We start from the raw sequence: 20,910 nt of genomic DNA on the forward strand, positions 1-20,910 counted from the left end.
GGGGCGGCTTTCCGGTGCAATGGCCCTCAGAACAGGTCGAACGGCACCTTCTCGCCATTCGGGCCCCAGCCGACGATCAGCAGCGTGGCGTCCGTCACCGCCTCGAGGGGCGGATGGTCCTCGCCGCCCGGCAGGACGAAATAGGACAGCGTATCGAAGTCCGCGCCGGCGAAAGAAAGATCGCCGTCGAGCAGGAACACCGCACGGTGGCCTTCGGGCACTGCCCCGGGCAGGGCCGCGCCTGCCGCGATGCGCGCCATCTTGATGTTCGGTCCGCATTCGAAGAAGTAGGCCAGGTCCCTGGCCTCGACGCCGGGCAGGCCGGAATGCGCGCGCCAGGGCATACCGGTCGAACGCAGCACGACATAGCTGTTGAGCCGGGGCGCCGGATATTCGATCCGTTCTCCGGTCAGCTCCTCCAGAATCGCCTCGTAGGCGTCGCGCTTGCGGCCGTTCGGGAAGGTGTAGACGCCTTCCTCGAAGGTGCCGGTCTCGGCGAGCCGGCGCTGGGCGTCGACCACCTCTTCCGGTTCCGGATAGGGGATGCCGGACGGGCCTTCGAACTGGATGTCGGCGAAATGGAGCTGCTCGCCGTTGCCGATCGGCTTGACCGGGCCGTAATAGGCGCCCTCCGGGATGTAGAGACAGTCGCCGGGCCCGTAGACCTCGCTGCCGTATTTCATCTTGCCGGACAGCACATAGCGCACCTGCTGGAAGGTGTGCCGGTGGCGCGGCGAATGATAGTAGGGCTCGGCATATAGGCTGCCGATCCGCGCGGCGATCCGCCGGCTCTTGTCAAAAAAGCCTTGGTAGCGCTGGTTGTAGCCGGGCCGCACGCCGATATCGACCCAGGGCAGGTCCGCCTCGCGGACGCCGGTTGCTCCGTGCAAGTTCATTGCTGTTTCTCCCTCAGGTCGCGACCGCCGGCCCCGGTCCGGTCGAGCGGGATTATGGCCGGGCCGGCCGGCGTGTCAAACCGGCCGCGCCTGCCAGACCACCGGCAGTTCGTAGAGGCCGTAGATCTGCGAATCGTATTTGAAGGCCAGCCGGTGCAGCGGCTCTGCAGTCCGCAGGTCCGGGAACCGCTCGAAGAGCTTGCGGAAAACGACCTGCAACTCGACCCGCGCCAGCCCCTGGCCGAGGCAGCGGTGAATGCCGTAGCCGAAGGACATGTGGTGGGTTGCCCGGCGGGTGATGTCGAACCGGTCCGGATCCGGAAACTGGTCCGGGTCGCGGTTGACCGAAGGCGACAGCGCGAACACCCCGTCGCCCTTGCGGATCGTCACGCCGGCGACCTCGACATCCTCCAGCGCGACGCGGCGCGGCGCAAACTGGACCGGCGACAGGAAGCGCAGCAGTTCCTCGACCGCCGATTCCGTGAGCGACGGATCGGCCTTGAAGGCGGCGAGCTGGTCCGGGTGCTCCAGCAGCAGAACGACTCCCAGCGCGATCATGTTGGTCGTCGTATCGTGGCCGGCGCGCAGGATCATCGAGCAGATGTTGGCCAGGTCCTCGCGGCTCAGGTCGCCGGGCAGGACATGGTCCCGGATCACGCGGCCGAGCATGTCGTCGGCGGGTTGCCGCTCCTTCGCAGCGATCAGCTGCCGGCAGTATTCGACCAGGTCATTGGCCGACTGCGCCGCTTCGTCGGCCGATTGGGACAGGCCGTGCCGCCCGGCGGCGCATTTCAGAATGTAGGTGTGATCCTCGTAGGGCGAGCCGAACAGCTCGCACATCACCAGGGCCGGCAGTTCGACGGCGAGGTCCGCCACCAGATCCCTGGGCGGACCCTTTTCCGCCATTGCGTCGAGCAGCCCGTCGGTCAGCCGTTCGATCTGCGGCTTCAGGGCAAGCATCCGCTTGGTCGTGAATTCCCGGGTGAACATGCGCCGGAAATGATCGTGGCGCGGGTTGTCCATTCCGACGAAGGCGCGTTCCAGCTTGTCGATGGCGCGGCGCGCTTCGGTGACGGTGGGGAAGTCCTCGCGGGCGAATGCGCCGCTGAAGCGCTCGTCGAGCAGGACCTTCTGATAATGCTCGTAGCGGGTCAGCAGCCAGGCGCTCTGGCCGTTCCACAGGGTAACGGGTGCAATCGGGCAGGTCTCCCGGGCAAGGGCGTATTCCCCGGGCAGGTCGAACTGCCGGTCGCGCGCGAACGGAAAGGCGGGAGGCGCCGTGCCGGCCGAGAACGGGCAACCCACGTCATCCGGCATGTTGACCTCTCCCGTTGTCATTCGAGGGTTCGGGCTTATCGCTTCCGGCGGCCGGCGCCCGCCATCCGCCCGCATCCTGTCCCGGCCGTCTTGAATGAACGGGTGCGCATGCTATTGATCGGCGCCGCAATTGTGAAGCCTGCCCATCGTGCCGACCGTTCAATCCTGCGCCCTCCTGCAAGCCGATCCGGAATTATCGGCCGGTCCGGCCCACCCGGACACCGGCGGCGTCCTCCATCGGCAGGATGACCGAGGCGATGTCGTCGCCGGCATGGCCGCGGGCGGCGGCGTCGGCGAAGAGTGTCATGGCGGTTTCTCCGAGCGCCAGCCGGATGCCTTCGGCCGCCGCCAGGTCGAGCGCGCCCTGGAGGTCTTTCCTGATGGTCTCGATCGAAGCCGCCGCCCTGAAATCGCGCGGCAGGAAATGGCCGGGAACGACGCGCTCGAGCGTCCGGCTGTAGGCAGAACTCTGCGACAGGACTTCGTAGAGCGCATCGGCGTCGATACCGGCTTTCGCGCCGAGCACCATGGCCTCGGCGATCAGCGCATGGCTGGTGATCGTGATCAGGTTGTTGCACAGCTTTGCCGTCACGCCGGCGCCGGTTCCGCCGACATGAAAGGTCCGCCTGGCGAGACTGTCGAACAGCGGCCCGGCGGCCGCGACCGCCGCCTTTTCCCCGCCGGCGATGATGGTGAGCGCGCCCGACGCAGCGGCATGGGGCCCGCCGCTGACCGGCGCGTCGATGTAGCTTGCGCCGGCGGCTTCGAGCGCCCGGCCGATCTCGCGGGACGCCATCGGGTCAATGGTTGCGAAGTCGATGCACAGCGGCGGCACGGAGCCGGCGGCGAGCACGCCGTCCGGGCCGGTGAAGACGGCGCGCGACTGGTCGGGCGTCACCCGGCAGGCGCAGAACGCCTCGACGCGGCCGGCCACGCCGGCGGCCGATTCCCCGGCCACGGCCCCTTGCGCAACCAGGGCATCGACCGCTTCGGCGCTGGCGCTGAAAACATGGACCTCGTGGCCCGCCTCGACCAGGCGGCGCGCCATGGGGCGGCCCATCAGGCCGAGCCCGACAAACCCGATCTTCATGGGCTCCCTCCGTCGAAGCGTTCCGTTACGCCGGACCGGGCGTCGTGAGCGCGTCCGCCGACAGGCTGTTCGAACCGCAGCCGTTCGGCCCGGCGACGCTCCGCAACCGGATCGTCATGGCGCCGATGACGCGCAAGCGCTCGCCGGGCGGCGTGCCGAACGAAGAGGTTGCCGCCTACTACCGGCGGCGCGGCGAAGGCGGCGCCGGCCTGATCTTCAGCGAGGGCGCCTTCATCGACCATCCGTCCGCCCAGGCCCACGAGGGCAACGCCTACAACAACATCCCGCATTTTTTCGGGCGCGAGGCGCTGCGCGGATGGGAGCGCGTCCTGGCGGAGGTCCGCGGCGCCGGCGCGCTCTTCGTCCCGCAACTGTGGCATGTCGGCGAGGTCAGGCGCCTCGGCATGGCGGACGATCCGGCCGTGCCGGGTTACGGGCCGCGCGAGATCGTTGAGGACGGCAAGGCCGTCGTGAAGGCGATGTCGGAGCGGGACTGCGAAGAAATCGCGGACTCCTACGCCCGGTGCGCCCGCACGGCGCGCGAGATGGGCTGCGGCGGCGTCGCGCTGCACGGCGCCCACGGCTACCTCATGGACCAGTTCTTCTGGCCCGAATCCAACCGCCGGAGCGACCGCTACGGCGGCGGGATGGAAAATCGCAGCCGGCTCGCCTGCCTCGTCGTCGCGCGGATTCGCGACGCCGTCGGCCCCGGCTTCCCCATCGTCTTTCGCTTCTCGCAATGGAAGATGACCGACTACGACGCCCGCATCGCCGGGTCGCCGGCAGAACTCGGGATACTGCTGGACCGGCTGGTCGCCGCCGGCGTCGACTGGTTCGACGTCAGCACCCGGCGCTTCTGGGAACCGGCGTTCGAGGGCGATACGCGCAGCCTCGCAGCGTGGACCCGGCATTTGTCCGGCAAGCCGGCGATTGCCGTCGGCAGCATCGGACTCGACCGGCCCCACCAGTCCAAAGTCTTCCGGGACAAGGTGGATATTGCCGCGAAATACGCCGACGTCGAGCCGGTCGTCGAGGCGCTGGCCCGGCGCGATTTCGATCTTGCCGCCGTCGGCCGGGCCATCCTGGCGGATCCGGAATGGCCCGAGAAAGTCCGGACCGGCCGGACCGCGGAAATCCGCCCTTTCGAGCGTGCGGACCTGGCGGCTTATTGGTGACCGCCGGATCACGGCGCCGGGTGGAGGACCGTTTCCTCCGTCCAGACGCCCTCCAGACCGCGGACATGTTCCGGGAAATCCGGAGTTTCCCGAATCGGGCCCGCCAAGAGCGCGTCGACACGCATGGCTTCCGCCGACGCAATCTCGTCGACGCAATCGCAGAGCGGTTCCGGTGAATTATCGTCCGTTCGGCGCGCATGGTTCTGCGCATAGCCCTGGCCCGCGCCTGCTTCCGACAGCAGTCTTGCGAACGCCGTCCCGAACGTCTCGCGCCACCATTCGCGGAATTCGCCGGGACCGACCTTCGGGTTGCGCCGGACCTTCAGAAACAGTTTCCGCCGTTCGCCGCCGAACGGGACAAGCGGATGTTCTTCGGTGAGGACGGCGAAGGCGCGGACCGGGCGGGCGAAGGTTTCCCGTTCGTCGCGCTTGAGGACCGGCCCGGCGCTGCGGTCGGCGATGTGGTTCAGGCGGTGTTCCTCGTCCCTGTACCAGACCGCCGCCACGCCGTCGCACGGGATCGTCGGCATGCGCAGGCCCGGCAGCGCGACGGCGTCGCACTGCACATAGCGGTGGATGTTGCGCCAGCGCGGCATGGACATGCCGAGCCGGGCGTGTTCGCGCCAGCGTGCCCGGAACGCCTCGCGGCTCATCTCCGGCCGGCGCTCGGCGAAATAGATCAGTTTGGGCCGGCCGCTCACCGTGGCGGAAGCGATGCCGCGGCCTTACCGTCGGCGGTCATCGCCGGTGCAGGCGGTTGTCGAGGACCAGCAGGAAACCGTTGATCGAGACGGCGAAGACGCCGATCAGCGCGGTGATCGCGATCATCATCGAGACGTCGTTGACCTCGATCCCGCCCATGATCAGGTGGCCAAGGCCGCGTACCGAGGCGAACATCTCGCCGATCATGACGCCGAGGAACGTGATCGAGAAGCTGAGCCGCGTCGCGGTCACGAGTTCCGGGATCGTGGCGGGAACGTAGATCAGCGGGAAGGTCTGCAGCGGGCCCATCCGCATGCTCTTCGCCGTCCGGAGCAGCGCCGGATTGATCGAGCGCACCGCGTTGTAGGTGATCAGCGTCATCGGAATGATGCCGTGGATCGCGCCGAAGGCGACCTTGGCCGCGAAGCCGAGGCCGAAGAACAGCAGCATGACCGGATAGAGCGTGACCTTGGGCGTCGCCTGGAGCGCGACGAACATGGGCGCGAAAATTTCGCCGGCGCGCCGGTTGAGGCCGAGGATCATGCCGATCAGCGCGCCGCCCACGATGGCGATGACCAGTGCGACGCCGAGGGCCCGCAGCGTCTCCTCGGCGTGTTCCCAGAAGCGGGCGGTCGCGAACATGATCTCCGCCCGCGCCAGGGTTTCGCGCGGCGAGGTCAGTGCCTCGCTGCCGACCAGATAGTGTAGGAACTGCCAGATCGCGAGCAGGGCGACGATCACGATGCAGGCGTCGAACGTCTTGCTCAATGCCCCGCCTTCGATCGTGATCTTCTTCGCGGTCGAGACCGTCCAGGCCGATCCGGCGGTGAATTGCGAGCGGCGCTCAAAGACATGGACGCCGGTCAGCAGGATGGTGACGAGGAGAATGACGAAGAGCAGAAGCCCGTACATCTTCTCGCTCTCGAAGCCGTCGTAGGCGAAGGCGATGGAGAAACCGAGGCCGGAATTGGACAGGATGAACTCCGACCCGATCACCCCGGCCATACCGTAGCCGAGAACCAGCTTGATGCCGGTGAAAATATAGGGCGCCGCCGCCGGCAGCTGGATTTTCACCGCCGTCTCCAGCCGGCCCATCCGGAAGCTCCGGCCCGTCTTGGCCAGCACCGGCGGGATCCGGTCCAGCCCGCTCAGCGTGTTGGTGATCATGGCGACCAGCGCGTAGGCGAAGCCCATCAGGATGATCGAGAAATCGTTCATCCCGACGACGACGATGGCCAGCGGGTAGAGCACGAAGAAGGGCAGCGCGTAATAGCTGGCGATGACCGGCTCCATCGCCCGGCGCAGGCGCGGCAACCGGTAGAGGATAAGCCCGATCAGGAATCCCAGGACCGTCGCCAGGATGATCGCGATGAAGATGTTGCGGATGGTCTTGGTAGTCTGCTGCCAGAAACCGGCCTCGCCCATCAGGCCGGCCAGCGTCGTCGCCATGCGCGAGGGCGCGGTGAGCTGCAGCGGGCTGATCGCGCCGGCCTGGCACAGGATCTCCAGCAGAAGGACCGCCGAGACGAGCAGCCCGATCCGGATGTTGGTCGAACTCCGCCTCACGGGCCGTCGTCTCCCATCGCCTTCATGGATTCGCCGCGCAGCAGCTCCCAGAGATGGGTGGTGACCTGGCCGAATTCGTCCTTGGAGGCCATGCGGCTGTCGCGGTCGACCGGCCAGCCGGTTTCCACGACCTCGATGAAGACGCCGGGCCGGGCCGACATGACGCCGATGCGGTCCGACAGCAGGGCCGCCTCGTCGAGCGAATGGGTGATCAGCAGCACGGTGGCGCCGGTCTCGCGCCACAGGCGCAGCAGTTCGTCGCCCATCAGGATGCGGGTCTGCTGGTCGAGCGAGCCGAAAGGCTCGTCGAGCAGGATCAGCCGCGGCTCCATGACGAAGGTGCGGGCGATGCAGACGCGCTGGCGCATGCCGCCGGACAGTTCCGACGGCCGCGCCTTCGCGAAACCCTGGAGCCCCATGAAGTCGATGGCGAAATCGACCCGGTCGCGGACCTCGGCCCCGGCCATGCCCAGGCGGCGCAGACCGAAGGCGATATTGTCGAACACGGTGAGCCACGGAAAGGAGGCGTCGTCCTGGAAGACGATGCCGACGCCTTCCGGCACCGAACCGCGGACCGGCCTGCCCTCGAAAACGACCTCGCCGCCGGTCGGTTCGGTCAGCCCGGCGACGATATCCATCATGGTGGTCTTGCCGCAGCCCGACGGGCCGATGGTCGCAAAGAATTCGCCCTGGCGCAGAGCCAGGTCGATCGGGCCGAGCGCATGCACGGTACCGCCATAGACATGCTCCACGGCGTCGAGCGTGACGGCCGCCTCAGCTGCTGCAGCGGGCCCCTCGGAATTCGTTTCGGCGTGCGATTCGGGTGACATTGATAGCCGATATGGCGAAAGGCGGCGCCGGGGATGCGGCACCGCCTTTCTCTAACCGGTTACGAAAGCCGGGTTACATGCCTTTCTGGTCGTCCGGCAGGAACGAATCGTCCAGAATATCCTTCCAGTTGATTGGGCCCTTCCAGGCACCCTGGTCGCGCAATCCGTCAAGCATGGCATTGAGCGCCGGGAGATCGAACTTACCGCGGCCCCAATAGTTGATCTTGACCATATTCTTGACTGCGCTGATCGCGACCTCTTCCGAGACCTTCTTGCCATAGGCCTTGGAGACCAGCTTCGCCGCCTTGACCGGTTCGCTGTAGAGATAGTCCACGGCCGCCCGCCGCGCCGCGATGATGTTGCGCAGCTTTTCCGGCTGTTTCTTGGCGAATTCGGCGGTCGTCACGCCGACGGTCTGGGTCATGCGCGGCAGGTTGCTCAGATCGAAGGCGATCTGATACTTGCCTTTCCGGCCGCTCCAGATCGGCTCCAGGATGAGGGCGGCCTGGACATCGCCGCGCTCCAGCGCAGCCAGCCCGGCGCCGACCTTGCCCAGCGAAACCAGCTCGATCTCGTTCGGCTTGATGCCCGCTGCCGCGACCGCCATCTTGGCGAGCGTCTCGCTGGTCGAGCGCGGCCTTGTGTAGGAGACTTTCTTGCCCTTGAGATCGTGGATCGACTTGATGCCGCTGCCCGGCATGGAGACCCAGAACAGGTCCGCCAGGGTCATGACGTTGGCGCTGACGATCTTGACGTCGTGGCCTTCGCGGAATGCTGCGAGCACGGCCGCCGTCCCGACAACGCCGTAGCCGGAGCCAGAGGCGATCTGGTTGCGCATCGTGGTGCCGCCGCCGGACGACGAGATCACCTGGGTGATGTCGATGCCGCGCTTCTTGAACTCGCCCCGTTCGATCGCGACTGCGATCGGCGCGGTATTGAACAGGAAGCCGTAATGCGACGCGACGATCGTCTCGGCCTGGGCCGGGACGGACGCTGCGGCAAAAACGAATGCGATCGCGCCTATGCGTGTATTGCGCCAAAACTTGGACATGGCCGTCTCCTCTTGATACCCCGCGTTTCAAACGGCGGGTATTTCCACTCGGGATGGTGTCGGATCGTTGTGCAGAAGGGGTCGGACTGCCGTCTGATCGTCTTTATTGCGCTACCCTTCCCCCGATCCGCTCCTGTTCGGCGGCGCAGCCGCAGACCGCACCGGCACAGTTGCCCGTCGCTCTGTCGACGACATTAGCGAAAGTCGGTTTTGCACTCCAAACCCGCGGGCAGTATATGAAGCGCCCTCATGCTGTCAACGGAACGGCGGCGGCAGCCGACACCGGCGGAACCCACCAGGTATTCCCGAATTCGACGGAATTCCGCCAATTCTGTCGGTGCGGTTGCACTGAGGCGGTATGCTACGCGTGCATGGCAACCAATCGGGATGATCGAAGGATGTTCGAGAGGCTTGGCGCTCCTTTCGGCGCGGAAACCCGGTCGGTCGATCTTTCCCGGCCGCTCGACCCGGCTACGGCGACAGCGATCCGTTCGGCGTTCCTGGAACACGGCGCGCTGGTCTTTCGCGGCCAGAGGCTCGAGGACGACCATCTCGCCGCGCTGGGCGAACTGTTCGGTCCGCTGGAGCGGCATCTGATCGAGAACAATGACGGCCGCATCATGAGCGCCGTCCACTGCATCACGAACTTCGATGCCGAAGGCCGGCCGTCCAGCCGGCCCTACATCAATACCAACTACTTCTGGCACACCGACAAGTCGTATCTCGCCGTTCCGTCGCTGGCGACGATGTTGCATCCGGTCGAACTGCCGCCGGCCGGCGGCGATACCCAGCTTGCCCATATGGGCCTGGCCTACGCGGCGCTGCCGGACGCAACCAAAGAGAAGATCGCCGGTTGCCGTGCGGTCCACAGCCTGGAATTCATGCGCGAGAGCCTCGACAACCCGCCGCCGACCGAGGCGCAGAAGCGTAATGCGCCGCCGGTCAGCCACCCGATCGTCCGGCCGCATCCGGAAACAGGCCAGCCCTGCCTCTATATCGGCATGTATGCCTCCCATCTCGAAGGCCGCCCGGTCGCCGAGGGCCGCACGATCCTCGCCCGCCTCCAGGAACAGTCGACCCAACCGCCCTTCGTCTATTCCCACCGCTGGCAGCCCGGCGACGTGATGATCTGGGACAACCGCTGCCTGATGCACCGGGGCGTCGCGAATTACGAAATGGAGCGCGAACGCCGGGTCATGAAGCGGGTCTGCGTGCAGGACCCGGCCGGGCCCGCTTCAGACGCGGTCCAGTAACCGGCGCGTTGCCGCCACGGCGCGGGAAACGCGCCCGGCCGCATCCATACGCGTCGCCAGCGCCGTCTGCGGAATTTCCAGCGCCAGCGGGATATTGCCGGGCAAGGCGCGCAGGATGCCGGCAAGGTCGATATCGCCTGCGCCGGGCAGGAGCCGTTCTTTCGTCGCTTCGTGGATGAGCCGGTCTCGCGATGGCGGTGTTCCGTTCGCCGGAGCGTCGCAGATCTGGGCGTAGCGGAACCAACGCTGCGGCAGGAGGGCCAGCGCTGCGATGGAACTGCCCGAGCGATGGAAGTGGAGGGTGTCGACAGCAATGCCGAGGCCTTCGCGGTTGCAGGCCCCGACCATGTCCGCTGCCGCCGCGAGATCGTTGAGCGCCATCCAGGGCACGAATTCGAGATCGACCGTCAGGCCGCGCTCGGCCGCCAGATCGCAGAGACCCGCGATATTGTCGAGCGACCGGTCCCTTTCAGCATCGTCGACAGATGCCATGACGTGCCGGGCCCCGAGCCGGGCGGCGGCATCGAGGAAGGGCATATAGTCGGCCAGCCGCGTTTCGGGGACGATCCGCGCCGTGTTGGCATCCAGCGCGGCTATGCCCGCATCCGCCATCGCCTCCAGCATTTCCGCCTGGAGCGCAGCGTCGAGCAGCAGGGGCATCTCCCCGCCGCCGGGCTGGCCGCCGAGCAGGCGCAGGCCGACATGGCTGCATCCGGCCTGCGCCGCGACTGCGACCGTCTCAAGCGGCGACAATTCGGGCACCGTGTAATAGGAGAGGGAAAGCGGGCGGGTCATCTTGACGGCGGCCGACGGCGATACGGACAGAAGGTGCCGGCACCTAGCATCCGCCTTGCGGCCCGGCAACGCCGCGAATCCCGCCGCGAATTCCGTCGGGGAAGGACGAAGCGAGCGATGACGGCGGCGAAATCCGATGAGCGATGAGCAGGGCCGGCCGGTCGCGGCCGTCATCGGCGGCGGCAACGGCATCGGCGAGGCGGTCTGCCGCCTGATGCACACGCGCGGCTGGAGCGTTGCCGTTGCGGACATGGACGGTGCGGCCGCCCGGCGGGTGGCCGGCGATACCGGCGGCCTTGCTCTGGAACTGGATATCGCCGACGAGGCGGCGGTCGCACGGGCCGCCGGCCGCATCGAGCGCGATGCCGGGCCGGTCGCCGCGCTGGTCGTGGCAGCCGCGGTTTTCCAGGACATCGTGCCGACCGAAGACCTGGCGCTCGCCGAGTGGGAGCGCGTCCTGCGGATCAACCTGACCGGCACGCTGATCGCCGACCGGGCGTTCGGCCGGCGCATGGTTGCGCGCCGGCGAGGCAGCATCGTCAACATCGCGTCAATCGCCGCATTCAGCTCGATGCCCGCGGAGGCCTACGGCGCGAGCAAGGCCGGAGTCGTCCACCTGACCCGGAACCTGGCCGGCGAATGGGGCCGCGCGGGCGTCAGGGTGAATGCCGTTTCGCCGGGCTCGACGCTGGTTCCGCGGGTCGAGGAACGGCTGGATTCCGGGCGCTACGCCGCGCATCCCGGCGAATTCACCGCGCTCGGCCGGATGGTCGAGCCGAACGAGGTCGCCGAGGCCGTGGAATTCCTGGCCTCCGGCCGTTCGTCGGCGATTACCGGACAGAACATCGTCGTCGACGCCGGCTGGGAGGTGGCGTCGACCTGGGCCCAGTTCGGCGGCGTGCGGAAATTCTGAGTCCGTCTTCCGGTCTGCCTTAGCCCTGCCGCAGCAGCCGCCGCGCATTGCCGGCCCAGGCCGGGTCGATCTCGCCGTGCGCGCCGTCCTCCGGCTGGTCCCATCCGGCGAAATTGGTGCCGTAGACGATGCGATCGTTGCCGACCCATTGCCGAAGCAGGGCAAGGGCCGAGGGATCGGTGACATGGGCGTCGTACCACAGCCGGGTAACGGCTTCCTCGAACGCGCCGTCCTTGCGGATGTCCTCGCCGGCCCACGGCCGCTTGCGCGCCGCCTGGGCGAGCCGCCCGGCCAGCATCGGCAGGCCGCCCCCGCCGTGGCTGATCCAGATGTCGAGGTCGGGATGGCGGTCGAGGACGCCGCCGAAGATCAGCGTGGCCACGGCGATCGATTCCTGCGCCGCAAAGCCGATGACGACGTCGAGGTCGAAGCGCTTCAGGTTCGGGTCGCCCGGCGGCCCGTCGATGCCCGAGGGCGCCGGGTGGAAGAACAGCGGCACGTCAAGCGTGACGAAGGTCTCGTAGAGCGGGTCCAGCGCCGGGCTGTGCAGCGGTTCGTTGAATTCCGTGCCAGTCGCCGCGCCCCACAGGCCGAGCTCGCCGACGGCCCGGTGCAGCTCCTCCACGGCGGCGCCGGCATCCTGCATCGGCAGCGAGGCGAGGCCGCCGAGGCGGTCGGGATAGCGGCGCACCAGCTCGGCGCAGGCGTCGTTATGCTTGCGGCAGAAGGCGACCGCTTCAGCGGTTTCGATATGGTGGAAATAGGTCAGCGGGCTGGGCGACAGGACCTGGAAATCCGTCCCGTCCCGGTCCATCCGGTTCAGCCGCAGGTCCGGATCGGTGAACGGGCTCGCCTTGTGCCGCACGCCGACCAGCTTGTAGTTGCCGACCCGGTACCAGAGCGTGCCGTCCGCGTCCTCGCCGAATTCCGGGCCGTGGCGTCCCGCCGCTCCGGTCGTCGAATTGAGCCGGACATGGGCGTGCACGTCGATGACTGAAGCTGTTCCAATTCCCGTCATCGCGTGCTCTGTTCTCAATCGTCCGAAAAGTCCTGCGCATTATGGACGGCGCTGCCGATGGGTCAAATCCTGCGGGGCGTGACCGGACATTCGGAAATTTGCGCCCCAAAACCAACTGTGCCAGCATCGTGACCGACTGTTCATCCCACGGGAAATCCGGATGCCCGCAGGCCTGCCGACGCAGATGACGGTAAGGGAATGCGCCGAAGCGGTGATCGCCGCGCAGCGCAGCCACGGGTCCGCACCGTCGGCCCTGCTGGCCGCCATCGAACGGCCGATTGCCGCCCTGCTCGAACGGGACGATCTGCGCGGCCTGGGCATTCCGCGGCAGGGCAACAATGTCGACTGGTCGCAATATCTTTATTTCGACGGCGACCTGTCCTTCCTGCTGTTCGAGGTGCCCGAGGGCGGCCGGGTCCAGCCCCACGATCACGGGGTCTGGGAGCTGTTCGCCGTCTATCGCGGGCGCATGCGCCATACCGTCTACCGCCGTACCGACGACGGCTCGGTTGCGGGATACGCGAAGCTGGCGGCGACCGACGACAGGGTGATGCACGCCGGCGAGGCGGCCATCGTTGCGCCGCCGGCGGACATTCACGGATTTTGCGCGCTGGACGGCGGCGCGATGGGGCTCACGGTCGTTTCCGGCACATACAAGGCGGACCGGCATTACTACGATCCCGAAGCGAACAGCTATGTCGTCAAACGCGCGGCCAACCTGCGTTAGCGCGGCCAGCGGGGGATCGGCGTGAGCGGAGACGGAGGCAGATCGGCGCTGGTGACCGGCGCGGCCGGCGGGCTCGGCCTCGCCATCGCCCGGCGCCTGGCGGCCGACGGCTGCCGCGTTGGGCTGGCCGATATTGACGGTGATGGCGCGGTGCGCGCCGCTGCGGAGCTGGAGGGCGCCGCCGGCTTCCCCTGCGACGTGACCTCGGAGGATTCGGTCATCGAAACGCTCGGCCGGTTCGAGGCGACGTTCGGCGGGCCGCCGGACATTCTGGTCAACAATGCCGGCATCGTCCGCTTCGGCGACCTGCTGAAACATCCTGTCGAGGACTTCCGGAGAGTTGTCGAGGTCAATCTTGTCGGGGTGTTCCTGATGTCCCGCGAGGCCGGCGCGCGCATGGCGGCGCGCGGCAGCGGCGCCATCGTCAACATCACGTCGCTCAACGCCGTGCAGACCAGCCCGGATGCCGGCGCCTATCCGGCGACCAAGGCCGCGGTCGCGAAGCTGACCGAACAGTTCGCGCTGGTACTCGGCCCCAGGGGCGTGCAGGTCAATGCCGTCGGCCCCGGCTTCATCGACGCCGGCATGTCGGAACCGATCTACCGCGATCCGGAGGTTCGTGCAGAGCGCGGCCGGGCCGTGCCGGCCGGGCGGATCGGAACGGCCGAAGACGTTGCCGCCGCCGTCGCCTTCCTGGCCTCCGACGAGGCCGGTTTCATCCACGGCCAGCATCTGATGGTCGACGGCGGGGTTTCCTTCAGCCTGAAGAACCAGCTATCCCGCAAGGCGCCGAAGGAAGCCGAGAAGTAGCGACGTGCGGAATCTGATTCTCTCCGGCGGAATCCGGCACGACTTCGCCGACAACGCCGCAGCGCTGGCCGCGCAGCTTGCCTTCGACGGGTTCGAGTCGGAGATCGAAACCGATATCGAGGCCGGGCTCGCGCGCCTCGAACGCGGCGGCTATGCCCTGCTCACCGTCATGGCGCTGCGCTGGCGCATGGAGGGCGACCCGAAATATGCACCGGACCGGGCCGAATGGGCGTTCAGCCTGTCGCGGGAGGCGCGCGCCCGGCTCGGCGGCTTCGTCCGCAGCGGCGGCGGCCTGTTCGGATTTCACACCGCATGCCTCTGTTTCGACGATTGGGACGAATGGCGGGACATCCTGGGCGGCGTCTGGGTCTGGGGCCGGTCCTGGCATCCGCCGCTCGGGCCGGCCGCCGTTTCGAAAACAGCTGAAGATCATCCGCTGACAGCCGGCCTCGGCGGGTTCGAGATCGTCGACGAGGTCTACAGCGGCCTCAGCCTCGCGCCCGGCGTCCGCCCATTGCTTGAAGCCAGGTCCGGAATGCTGGAGGGGGCCGAACCCGTCCTCTGGGCGCGGCGCTACGGCGAGGGCAGGGTCGTCTTCGACGCGCTCGGCCATAACCGGGCGTCTATCGAACAACCGACCCATGCGCAAATCGTCCGGCGCGCCGCCCGGTGGGCAGCAGGCGATGCAAGCGTCACACCGGATATGCCGGCCTGACAGGCAGGCAAAGGTCCGAAGCGGGAGATCGGCGCTGCTAGATATTTGCGTTTGCAATCGTTTTGGGGTGATCGCCCGCGGCGATCTCGGATTCTCGGTCCCTCCCGGCATTGCGCGGCCCCTTGAATTACTCTAGGGTAGAAGCAGACTAAGGGTTTCTACCCTAAAGGATTAGGCATGGGCCTCAACATCAAGAACGAAGAAACCTGCGCGCTTGCCCGCGAGCTGGCCGACCTGACCGGCGAGACCATGACCGGCGCGATTACCGCTGCCCTGAGTGAGCGTCTTGAGCGGGAAAAGCGGGAGCGGGACAAGGAAGCGCTGCTTCGGGATGTCCGCGCCATAGCAGAGCGCTGCGCGGCGCTTATGGGGCCGGGGCCGTCTTCCACCGAGATCGGAGACCTGCTCTACGACGAACGCGGACTTCCGAAGTGATCGTAGACAGTTCGGCGATCGTTGCGATCCTCAACCGTGAACCGGACGCGGAACGCTACGAAGAAGCGCTGGCTGCCGCTCCCGAACGTCGCATATCCGTCGCTAATCTGCTGGAAGCATCCATCGTGGTTGAAGGCAGGGGCGGCATTTCGGCCGGATACGAACTCGATCAGCTTCTCAACCGATTCGGCATCGAACCGGAGCCCGTCACGACCGAACAGCTGGAGGCCGCCCGGCGGGCGTGGCGGCGGTTCGGCAGGGGCAACCATCCGGCCGGGCTGAATTTCGGCGACTGCTTCGCCTACGCCCTCGCCGAGACGACCGGCGAACCCCTGCTGTTCAAGGGCGCCGACTTCGCCCTGACCGATGTGGCCGCAGCGGTGGCGGAAGACGGGGCGGGAGGCCCATGAGCATCGACCGGCTCTTTCCGGGCGGTCTCTTCTCCTACGATCGCCCCGGCGAGGCGGTTGCCGAAACGCACGATTGGCAAGCGGTCGACGATGCGGCACCGGATGGGCCGGAAGCATGGCGGTCCGGCCGCGCAGCGCGGCGATTGCGGGGATGCTCCAGGGGATTGGGTAGACCGCCGCAATCCGGGCTACTCGGCCTCGCCAAGGGCTTTGTGAAGCAGGGTTCGAGCAGGCGCCGGGGCGCGGTGTCTGCGGCGGCAAGGCCCAGCCTCCAGCCGGTCGCACGGTGCCATCAATTCATCGACCTTCGGGACCATGCGGCGCTCTTCGGCAATGGGAGGTGGGCCAAGATCAATTTCGGCAGAATCGACTGGCCCTCCCGGGGGCGCTTGACTTGATTGCGAACCGATGCCCACACTCAATTTCCGGTTCCGAAACAACGCAAAATCGGGAGGGATAAGATGTATCGACGATATTTCACCTTCGCCGCGTCCATACTTGCCGCGGGGGCGCTCCTTGTCGCCGGGCTGGTCAATCCGGTCACTGCGCAGGACAAAACCGTTCGCGTCGCGCTGAGCTGGATTCCCAACGTAGAATATGGCGGTCTCTGGCTCGCCATGGACAAGGGCTACTTCAAGCAGGAGGGGCTGAAGATCGAATACCAGCCGGGCGGACCGAATGCGCCGAAGTCGCTGGTCACGCTCGCCGCGGGCAAGGCCGACATCGCCTACGGTGTCTGGCTTCCGTTTCTCGATGCCGTCGGTCGCGGCAACGACTTCGTCATCGTCGCTGCGACGTTTCCGGTGTCGCCGCTCGGTGTGATCTCGCTTGCGGACAACCCGATTCGCCAACCGGCCGATCTTGTCGGCAAGAAAATTCTCGCTCAGGGCGTGGCCGAGCGAACGGCAATCGATGCGGTTCTCACCCTCAACAATCTGCCCAAGAATTGGGAATTCGTTCCAGCAGGGTATTCGCCCGAGCCGCTGCTCGCCAAGCAGGGCCACGGGTACACCGCTTTTGGCACCAATCAGGCGGTGGCCCTCGAGTTGCGCGGCATGAAACGGGGCAAGGACTTCCATTTCGCATCGTTCGATTCGCTTGGGTTCAAGCAGTACGCCAGCGCCGTTTTCACCTCGCGCAAGTTCCTCCAGAACGACAGGGCGACCGTGGTGAAGTTTCTGCGCGCGCTGACTCGTGGCTGGCAGGACAACGAGAAAGACCTGACAGTTGCGCCGAAGCTGGCGGTCAGCAAGTACGGCGCGGATCTCGGCCTGAATCTCAAGCAACAGCTGCGCCAGAACGAGCTCCAGATCAAGATGATGCGCAACCCCGACAAGCCGAAGCAGCCGATCCTCGTGCTCGACCGAGACACCATTGCGAAGATGTATGCGGCGGCCCAGGCGACCGGGCGCAAGAATATTCCGCCGGTCGAGAAGATCGCGGATTTCGGCGTCATGGAAGAGGCGCGCAAAGGCATCAAGTAACCGCGCGGGAAAGTTCGCCGCCATGCCGGAGCAGGGGTCGGCACAGGGGCCGGAAAAGGTCGATCTCTTGATCTCGGGCTGCGAGGTCGTGTGCCTCGACGCCGCCGATACCATCATCCGCAACGGCGCGATCGCGGTGCGCGGCGACCGGATCGCGTGGATCGGCGGTGCCGACGACGCCGCATCCCGGTTCATCCCGTCGTCGCAAATTGGCGGCGACGGGCAGATTGCCATGCCCGGAATGATCGACGGTCACGTCCACACCGGACAGCAATTGCTGCGCGGCAAGATCGCCGAGTTCGCCCGCCGCGGCCAGGTCAAGATTCCGGTTTGGAAGAACTACTACATCCCGTTCGAAGGATTGTTGGACCCGGAAGACGTCTATCTCAGCGGCTTGCTTTGCTATGCTGACATGATCAGCGTCGGCACTACCTGCTTCGCCGAGGCGGGCGGTCCGCACCCCGACGAGATGGGCCGGGCGGCGCTCGAAACCGGCATTCGAGGGTTCATCGCGCTGAGCACCATCGATCATGGCGCCGGTGTGCCGGACTCCATGATGATGACCACGGACCAGGCGCTGTCGCGCAACGTCGATCTTGTGCGCCGATGGAACGGTCAGGACCAGGATCGCGTTCAGGCATGGTTGTCGCTGCGCCAGATTATGGTCTGCACAACCGAACTGGTGCGCTCGATGGCAGACGCGGCGCGGGAGTTGGGCACGCGTATCCATACTCATCTGTGTGAGGGCACCTATGAGATCGACTACGCGCTCGAACATTTCGGCAAGCGCCCGACCGAATATCTTGAGGAGATCGGGGCGCTTGGGCGACATCTCCATTGCGCCCATTCGGTGCTGCTATCGCCGGACGAGACCGACCTCTATGTGACGCACCGGCTGACAGCGTCTCACTGTGCGTTCAACAACTATCACATCGGCCCGCACGCCTTGCTGCACATGTGGCGGCGCGGTATCGACATTGGCCTGGGGACCGACGGCGCCGCAGCGTGGGGTCCGCTCGACATCTTCCAGGTCGCGCACGCCGCCCGGATTGGACAGCAACTCGTCGCCGGCACACCGATTCACTATCGTGACGTAATGTCGGGCGAGGAACTGCTGCGTGTAGCAACCCGGGGCGGCGCGCGATCGCTCGGCATGGAAAACCGGATCGGTAGCCTCGAAGTCGGCAAGAAAGCGGACATCCTTCTCGTCGAATGCCGTGAACTGGACCAGACGCCCCATGTCGATCCGATGTTCGCCGTAGCCAACACGGCGGTCGGCCGCGACGTGCGGACCGTGGTCATCGATGGCCGTGTGGTGATGAAAGACCGCACGTTGTCGACCATAGACGAAGAGGCGTTGCGCCACGACCTGGACCGGCGGCTGCCTCGGATCATGGAAAGGTTCGAACAAGCCCGGCGATGACCGGCGAGGCGCAATTCGACCCTGATGGCCCGGCGATCACCGCCGCAGATGTCACGAAGAAATTTGCCCTCAAAGGCAGCGACGATGGCGTGCTCGCCCTGCAAGAGCTGTCCCTTGCAGTAGCGACCGGTGAGTTCGTGGCGCTGCTGGGCCCGAGCGGCTGCGGCAAGAGCACGTTGTTGCGGCTGATGGCATCGCTCGACCGGCCGACGACAGGGAGCGTCACCGTGCGCGGAGAGCCCCCCGCCGCAATTGCGGCGCGGCACGCCTTCGGTGTCGCGTTCCAGGACCACGCACTGCTGCCGTGGCTAACCGTCTACGAAAATATTGCCTTGCCGTTCAAGCTGGCCGGCCGAACGCCGGATGATGCGGCGATCCGCGAAATGATCGTCCTCGTCGGGCTGGACGAGTTCGTGTCGGCGCGCCCGCGCCAGCTTTCCGGCGGTATGCGCCAGCGGGTCTCTATTGCGCGGGCGCTGATTCTCGACCCGGAGGTGCTGTTGCTCGACGAGCCATTCGGCGCGCTCGACGCGGTGACGCGGCGCCAGATGAACATAGAATTGCAACGCATCTGGTTGCGCGACCAGATTACCACGGTGCTGGTGACGCACTCCGTGGACGAGGCGATTTTCCTGGCCGACCGCGTGTTGGTCTTGAGCGGGCGGCCGGGCCGGATCATTCTCGAAGCGACAGTGCCGTTCGACCGGCCGCGCGATCGTTCGGTCATGCGAAGCAAGGAATTCCACAGCCTGGCGGACGAGTTGTCGCTCGCGCTCGAGCCGTCGGAGGACTGAGCCGGTGGCGACCGGTACGAGCTGGGTCGGCCGCACCCTGTTGGGCGCCGTCGGTCTGTTCATATTCTTCGGCCTGTGGCAGCTGATCGGCCATTACCGGCTGGCCGGCCTGTCATGGCCTCCGCTCACATCGGTGATCGACATGCTGACCGCCGCGAGCCACAGGCCGCTGTTCGGGCGCGCCATCGGTGCGACGCTCAGTTCCACCGGCATGGGTTATCTGTTCGGGGCCTGTCTAGGCCTCGTTCTGGCGTGGGCCACGCACTTGCTGCCGCCGATGCGCCGCGGCGGCGACCGGTTGGCGGCGGTGCTGAACTCGGTGCCGTCGATAGCTCTCGGGCCCATCTTCCTGTTGGTGCTGAGCCGCGATGCGGCGCCGGCCGCGGTCGCCTCGGTCCATGTGTTCTTCATCGTCTACGTGTCGGTGACATCGGGATTGGCGAGTGCGTCGACGGCGCATCAGGACCTTTTCTCGGTGTTCGGCGCGCGCCGGTTCACGCGATTCCGGCGACTGGAGATGCCGTCGGCCCTGCCGGCGCTGGCCAGCGGTCTGCGGCTGTCGTGGCCGGCGGCATTGATCGGCGCCATCATCGGCGAGTGGTTCGGCGCGCCCCGCGGACTGGGGATCCTGATCATCAATGCGATGCAGAATTTCCAGATCGTCCTGTTGTGGTGCGCTGTCTTCCTCGCGGTTATCGCGTCCCTGACGTTCTACGGTCTCCTCACCGGGCTCGAGCGTGGCATCTACGGGCGGTTTCGATGAGGACGGGGCGGCGCCTGATCCAGGACTATTGGGGAATCCTGCTGATTCTCGTGGCATGGCAAGCCTGGGTCATCGTCAATCAGTTCAATCCCATCGTCATGCCGACCCCGATCAGCGTGTTTGACGCGCTGGTCACCGATCCGGTCCTGTTCCTCGAGAACACCGGCATCACGTTCGCGGTGGCGCTGGTCGGCATGACCGGCGGCATGATCATCGGGACGTCGCTTGCGGTCGCGACCTGGCTGTCCCCCCTGCTGAGCGGGCTGGTGAGCCCGCTTGCGGTTCTGTTCAGCTCGGTCCCGGTCGTCGCTTTGATCCCGATCATCGCCCGGCTGCTGGGCTACAACGTGTCGACGGAAATTGCGATTGTCGTGATCATCACCTTCTTTCCGTCCTTCGTCTTCGCCTCGTCGGGACTCCGCGCCCTGCCGCCGGGAAGCGACGATCTGTTTCGCGTGCTCGGCGCCTCGCGGCGCGCGACGCTGTTTCGCCTCGCGTTACCCGCTGCGATGCCGAATTTGGCAATTGCGCTCAGGCTCGCCGCGGCGCACGCTATCCTCGCCGCAATGATCGCCGAATTTCTGATGGGCACCTCGGGCCTCGGATATCTGTTTGCCAAGACCAACGACGAGTTCCAGACCGAGCAAGCGTTTGGAACAAGTATCGTCGCGACCGCGATCTCGGTCGCTGCATTTTTGCTCGCGAGCTTCGTCGAACGCCGCGTGCGCGCCCACTTCAGCTGA

General features: G+C 66.5%; 22 protein-coding genes. 13 read left to right on the top strand and 9 right to left on the bottom strand.

From position 1 onward, the window contains the following. Positions 1-26: 26 nt before the first annotated feature. The 3 genes from OXM58_18255 to OXM58_18265 all read right to left on the bottom strand — a co-directional run bounded on the left by OXM58_18255 (position 27) and on the right by OXM58_18265 (position 3,303). The gene (locus OXM58_18255) at positions 27-896 is read right to left on the bottom strand and encodes a hypothetical protein (protein MDE0150304.1); all 870 of its coding nucleotides are present in this window, start codon (positions 894-896) and stop codon (positions 27-29) included. Positions 897-971: 75 nt separating this feature from the next. Next, positions 972-2,213, bottom strand: a complete 1,242-nt coding sequence (locus OXM58_18260) for a cytochrome P450 (GenBank protein ID MDE0150305.1) — start codon at positions 2,211-2,213, stop codon at positions 972-974. A 193-nt stretch (positions 2,214-2,406) separates the two neighbouring features. Continuing rightward, on the bottom strand, positions 2,407-3,303 hold the full coding sequence (locus tag OXM58_18265) for an NAD(P)-dependent oxidoreductase (protein ID MDE0150306.1): 897 nt from the start codon (positions 3,301-3,303) through the stop codon (positions 2,407-2,409). Between the two features lie 44 nt (positions 3,304-3,347). On the opposite strand from OXM58_18265, the gene OXM58_18270 reads away from it, so the two are divergent. Beyond that, complete coding sequence (locus OXM58_18270) at positions 3,348-4,478, top strand: 12-oxophytodienoate reductase (GenBank protein ID MDE0150307.1); 1,131 nt, start codon at positions 3,348-3,350, stop codon at positions 4,476-4,478. An 8-nt stretch (positions 4,479-4,486) separates the two neighbouring features. On the opposite strand, the gene OXM58_18275 is transcribed toward OXM58_18270, so the two are convergent. The 4 genes from OXM58_18275 to OXM58_18290 form a co-directional block, all read right to left on the bottom strand. Next, positions 4,487-5,179, bottom strand: a complete 693-nt coding sequence (locus tag OXM58_18275) for an EthD domain-containing protein (GenBank protein MDE0150308.1) — start codon at positions 5,177-5,179, stop codon at positions 4,487-4,489. 37 nt (positions 5,180-5,216) lie between these two features. Continuing rightward, positions 5,217-6,746, bottom strand: a complete 1,530-nt coding sequence (locus OXM58_18280) for an ABC transporter permease subunit (protein MDE0150309.1) — start codon at positions 6,744-6,746, stop codon at positions 5,217-5,219. Beyond that, positions 6,743-7,576: an ABC transporter ATP-binding protein gene (locus OXM58_18285; protein ID MDE0150310.1), complete on the bottom strand. Its 834-nt coding sequence runs from the start codon at positions 7,574-7,576 to the stop codon at positions 6,743-6,745. Before OXM58_18285 ends, OXM58_18280 begins: the two co-directional genes overlap by 4 nt. A gap of 73 nt (positions 7,577-7,649) precedes the next feature. Beyond that, positions 7,650-8,627 carry an ABC transporter substrate-binding protein gene (locus OXM58_18290; protein MDE0150311.1) on the bottom strand — a complete coding sequence of 326 codons (978 nt, stop codon included), beginning with the start codon at positions 8,625-8,627 and terminating at the stop codon, positions 7,650-7,652. 398 nt (positions 8,628-9,025) lie between these two features. Between OXM58_18290 and OXM58_18295 the strand changes: the two genes are divergently transcribed. Further along, on the top strand, positions 9,026-9,880 hold the full coding sequence (locus OXM58_18295; GenBank protein MDE0150312.1) for a TauD/TfdA family dioxygenase: 855 nt from the start codon (positions 9,026-9,028) through the stop codon (positions 9,878-9,880). On the opposite strand, the gene OXM58_18300 is transcribed toward OXM58_18295, so the two are convergent. Next, positions 9,863-10,675 (bottom strand): sugar phosphate isomerase/epimerase, encoded by an 813-nt coding sequence (locus tag OXM58_18300; protein ID MDE0150313.1) that lies wholly within the window; start codon positions 10,673-10,675, stop codon positions 9,863-9,865. The two genes, OXM58_18295 and OXM58_18300, sit on opposite strands and share 18 nt — an antisense overlap. Before the next feature lie 136 nt (positions 10,676-10,811). Here OXM58_18300 and OXM58_18305 point away from each other — a divergent pair, with 136 nt between their 5' ends. Then, positions 10,812-11,588 (top strand): SDR family NAD(P)-dependent oxidoreductase, encoded by a 777-nt coding sequence (locus OXM58_18305; GenBank protein MDE0150314.1) that lies wholly within the window; start codon positions 10,812-10,814, stop codon positions 11,586-11,588. Between the two features lie 19 nt (positions 11,589-11,607). Here the strand turns inward: OXM58_18305 and OXM58_18310 are convergent, their stop codons facing one another. Further along, positions 11,608-12,606 carry an amidohydrolase family protein gene (locus OXM58_18310; GenBank protein ID MDE0150315.1) on the bottom strand — a complete coding sequence of 333 codons (999 nt, stop codon included), beginning with the start codon at positions 12,604-12,606 and terminating at the stop codon, positions 11,608-11,610. A gap of 160 nt (positions 12,607-12,766) precedes the next feature. On the opposite strand from OXM58_18310, the gene OXM58_18315 reads away from it, so the two are divergent. The 10 genes from OXM58_18315 (at position 12,767) to OXM58_18360 (ending at position 20,910) form a co-directional block, all read left to right on the top strand. Next, complete coding sequence (locus tag OXM58_18315) at positions 12,767-13,333, top strand: hypothetical protein (protein MDE0150316.1); 567 nt, start codon at positions 12,767-12,769, stop codon at positions 13,331-13,333. Positions 13,334-13,354: 21 nt separating this feature from the next. Next, positions 13,355-14,143 (top strand): SDR family NAD(P)-dependent oxidoreductase, encoded by a 789-nt coding sequence (locus tag OXM58_18320; GenBank protein ID MDE0150317.1) that lies wholly within the window; start codon positions 13,355-13,357, stop codon positions 14,141-14,143. Positions 14,144-14,147: 4 nt separating this feature from the next. Then, entirely contained in the window at positions 14,148-14,858 is a 711-nt protein-coding gene (locus tag OXM58_18325; GenBank protein MDE0150318.1) for a ThuA domain-containing protein, read from the top strand. A 177-nt stretch (positions 14,859-15,035) separates the two neighbouring features. Then, entirely contained in the window at positions 15,036-15,293 is a 258-nt protein-coding gene (locus OXM58_18330) for a type II toxin-antitoxin system VapB family antitoxin (GenBank protein MDE0150319.1), read from the top strand. Beyond that, positions 15,290-15,703 carry a type II toxin-antitoxin system VapC family toxin gene (locus tag OXM58_18335; GenBank protein MDE0150320.1) on the top strand — a complete coding sequence of 138 codons (414 nt, stop codon included), beginning with the start codon at positions 15,290-15,292 and terminating at the stop codon, positions 15,701-15,703. Before OXM58_18330 ends, OXM58_18335 begins: the two co-directional genes overlap by 4 nt. Positions 15,704-16,164: 461 nt before the next feature. After that, positions 16,165-17,187: an ABC transporter substrate-binding protein gene (locus OXM58_18340; protein MDE0150321.1), complete on the top strand. Its 1,023-nt coding sequence runs from the start codon at positions 16,165-16,167 to the stop codon at positions 17,185-17,187. Between the two features lie 22 nt (positions 17,188-17,209). Further along, positions 17,210-18,610: an amidohydrolase family protein gene (locus OXM58_18345; protein ID MDE0150322.1), complete on the top strand. Its 1,401-nt coding sequence runs from the start codon at positions 17,210-17,212 to the stop codon at positions 18,608-18,610. After that, the gene (locus tag OXM58_18350; protein MDE0150323.1) at positions 18,607-19,404 is read left to right on the top strand and encodes an ABC transporter ATP-binding protein; all 798 of its coding nucleotides are present in this window, start codon (positions 18,607-18,609) and stop codon (positions 19,402-19,404) included. Before OXM58_18345 ends, OXM58_18350 begins: the two co-directional genes overlap by 4 nt. Before the next feature lie 4 nt (positions 19,405-19,408). Further along, positions 19,409-20,167 carry an ABC transporter permease subunit gene (locus OXM58_18355; GenBank protein ID MDE0150324.1) on the top strand — a complete coding sequence of 253 codons (759 nt, stop codon included), beginning with the start codon at positions 19,409-19,411 and terminating at the stop codon, positions 20,165-20,167. After that, positions 20,164-20,910 (top strand): ABC transporter permease subunit, encoded by a 747-nt coding sequence (locus OXM58_18360; protein MDE0150325.1) that lies wholly within the window; start codon positions 20,164-20,166, stop codon positions 20,908-20,910. The genes OXM58_18355 and OXM58_18360 overlap by 4 nt, the downstream gene beginning before the upstream one ends.

The sequence above is a fragment of the Rhodospirillaceae bacterium genome (genome assembly GCA_028819475.1).
Taxonomy (GTDB): Bacteria; Pseudomonadota; Alphaproteobacteria; order Bin65; family Bin65; genus Bin65.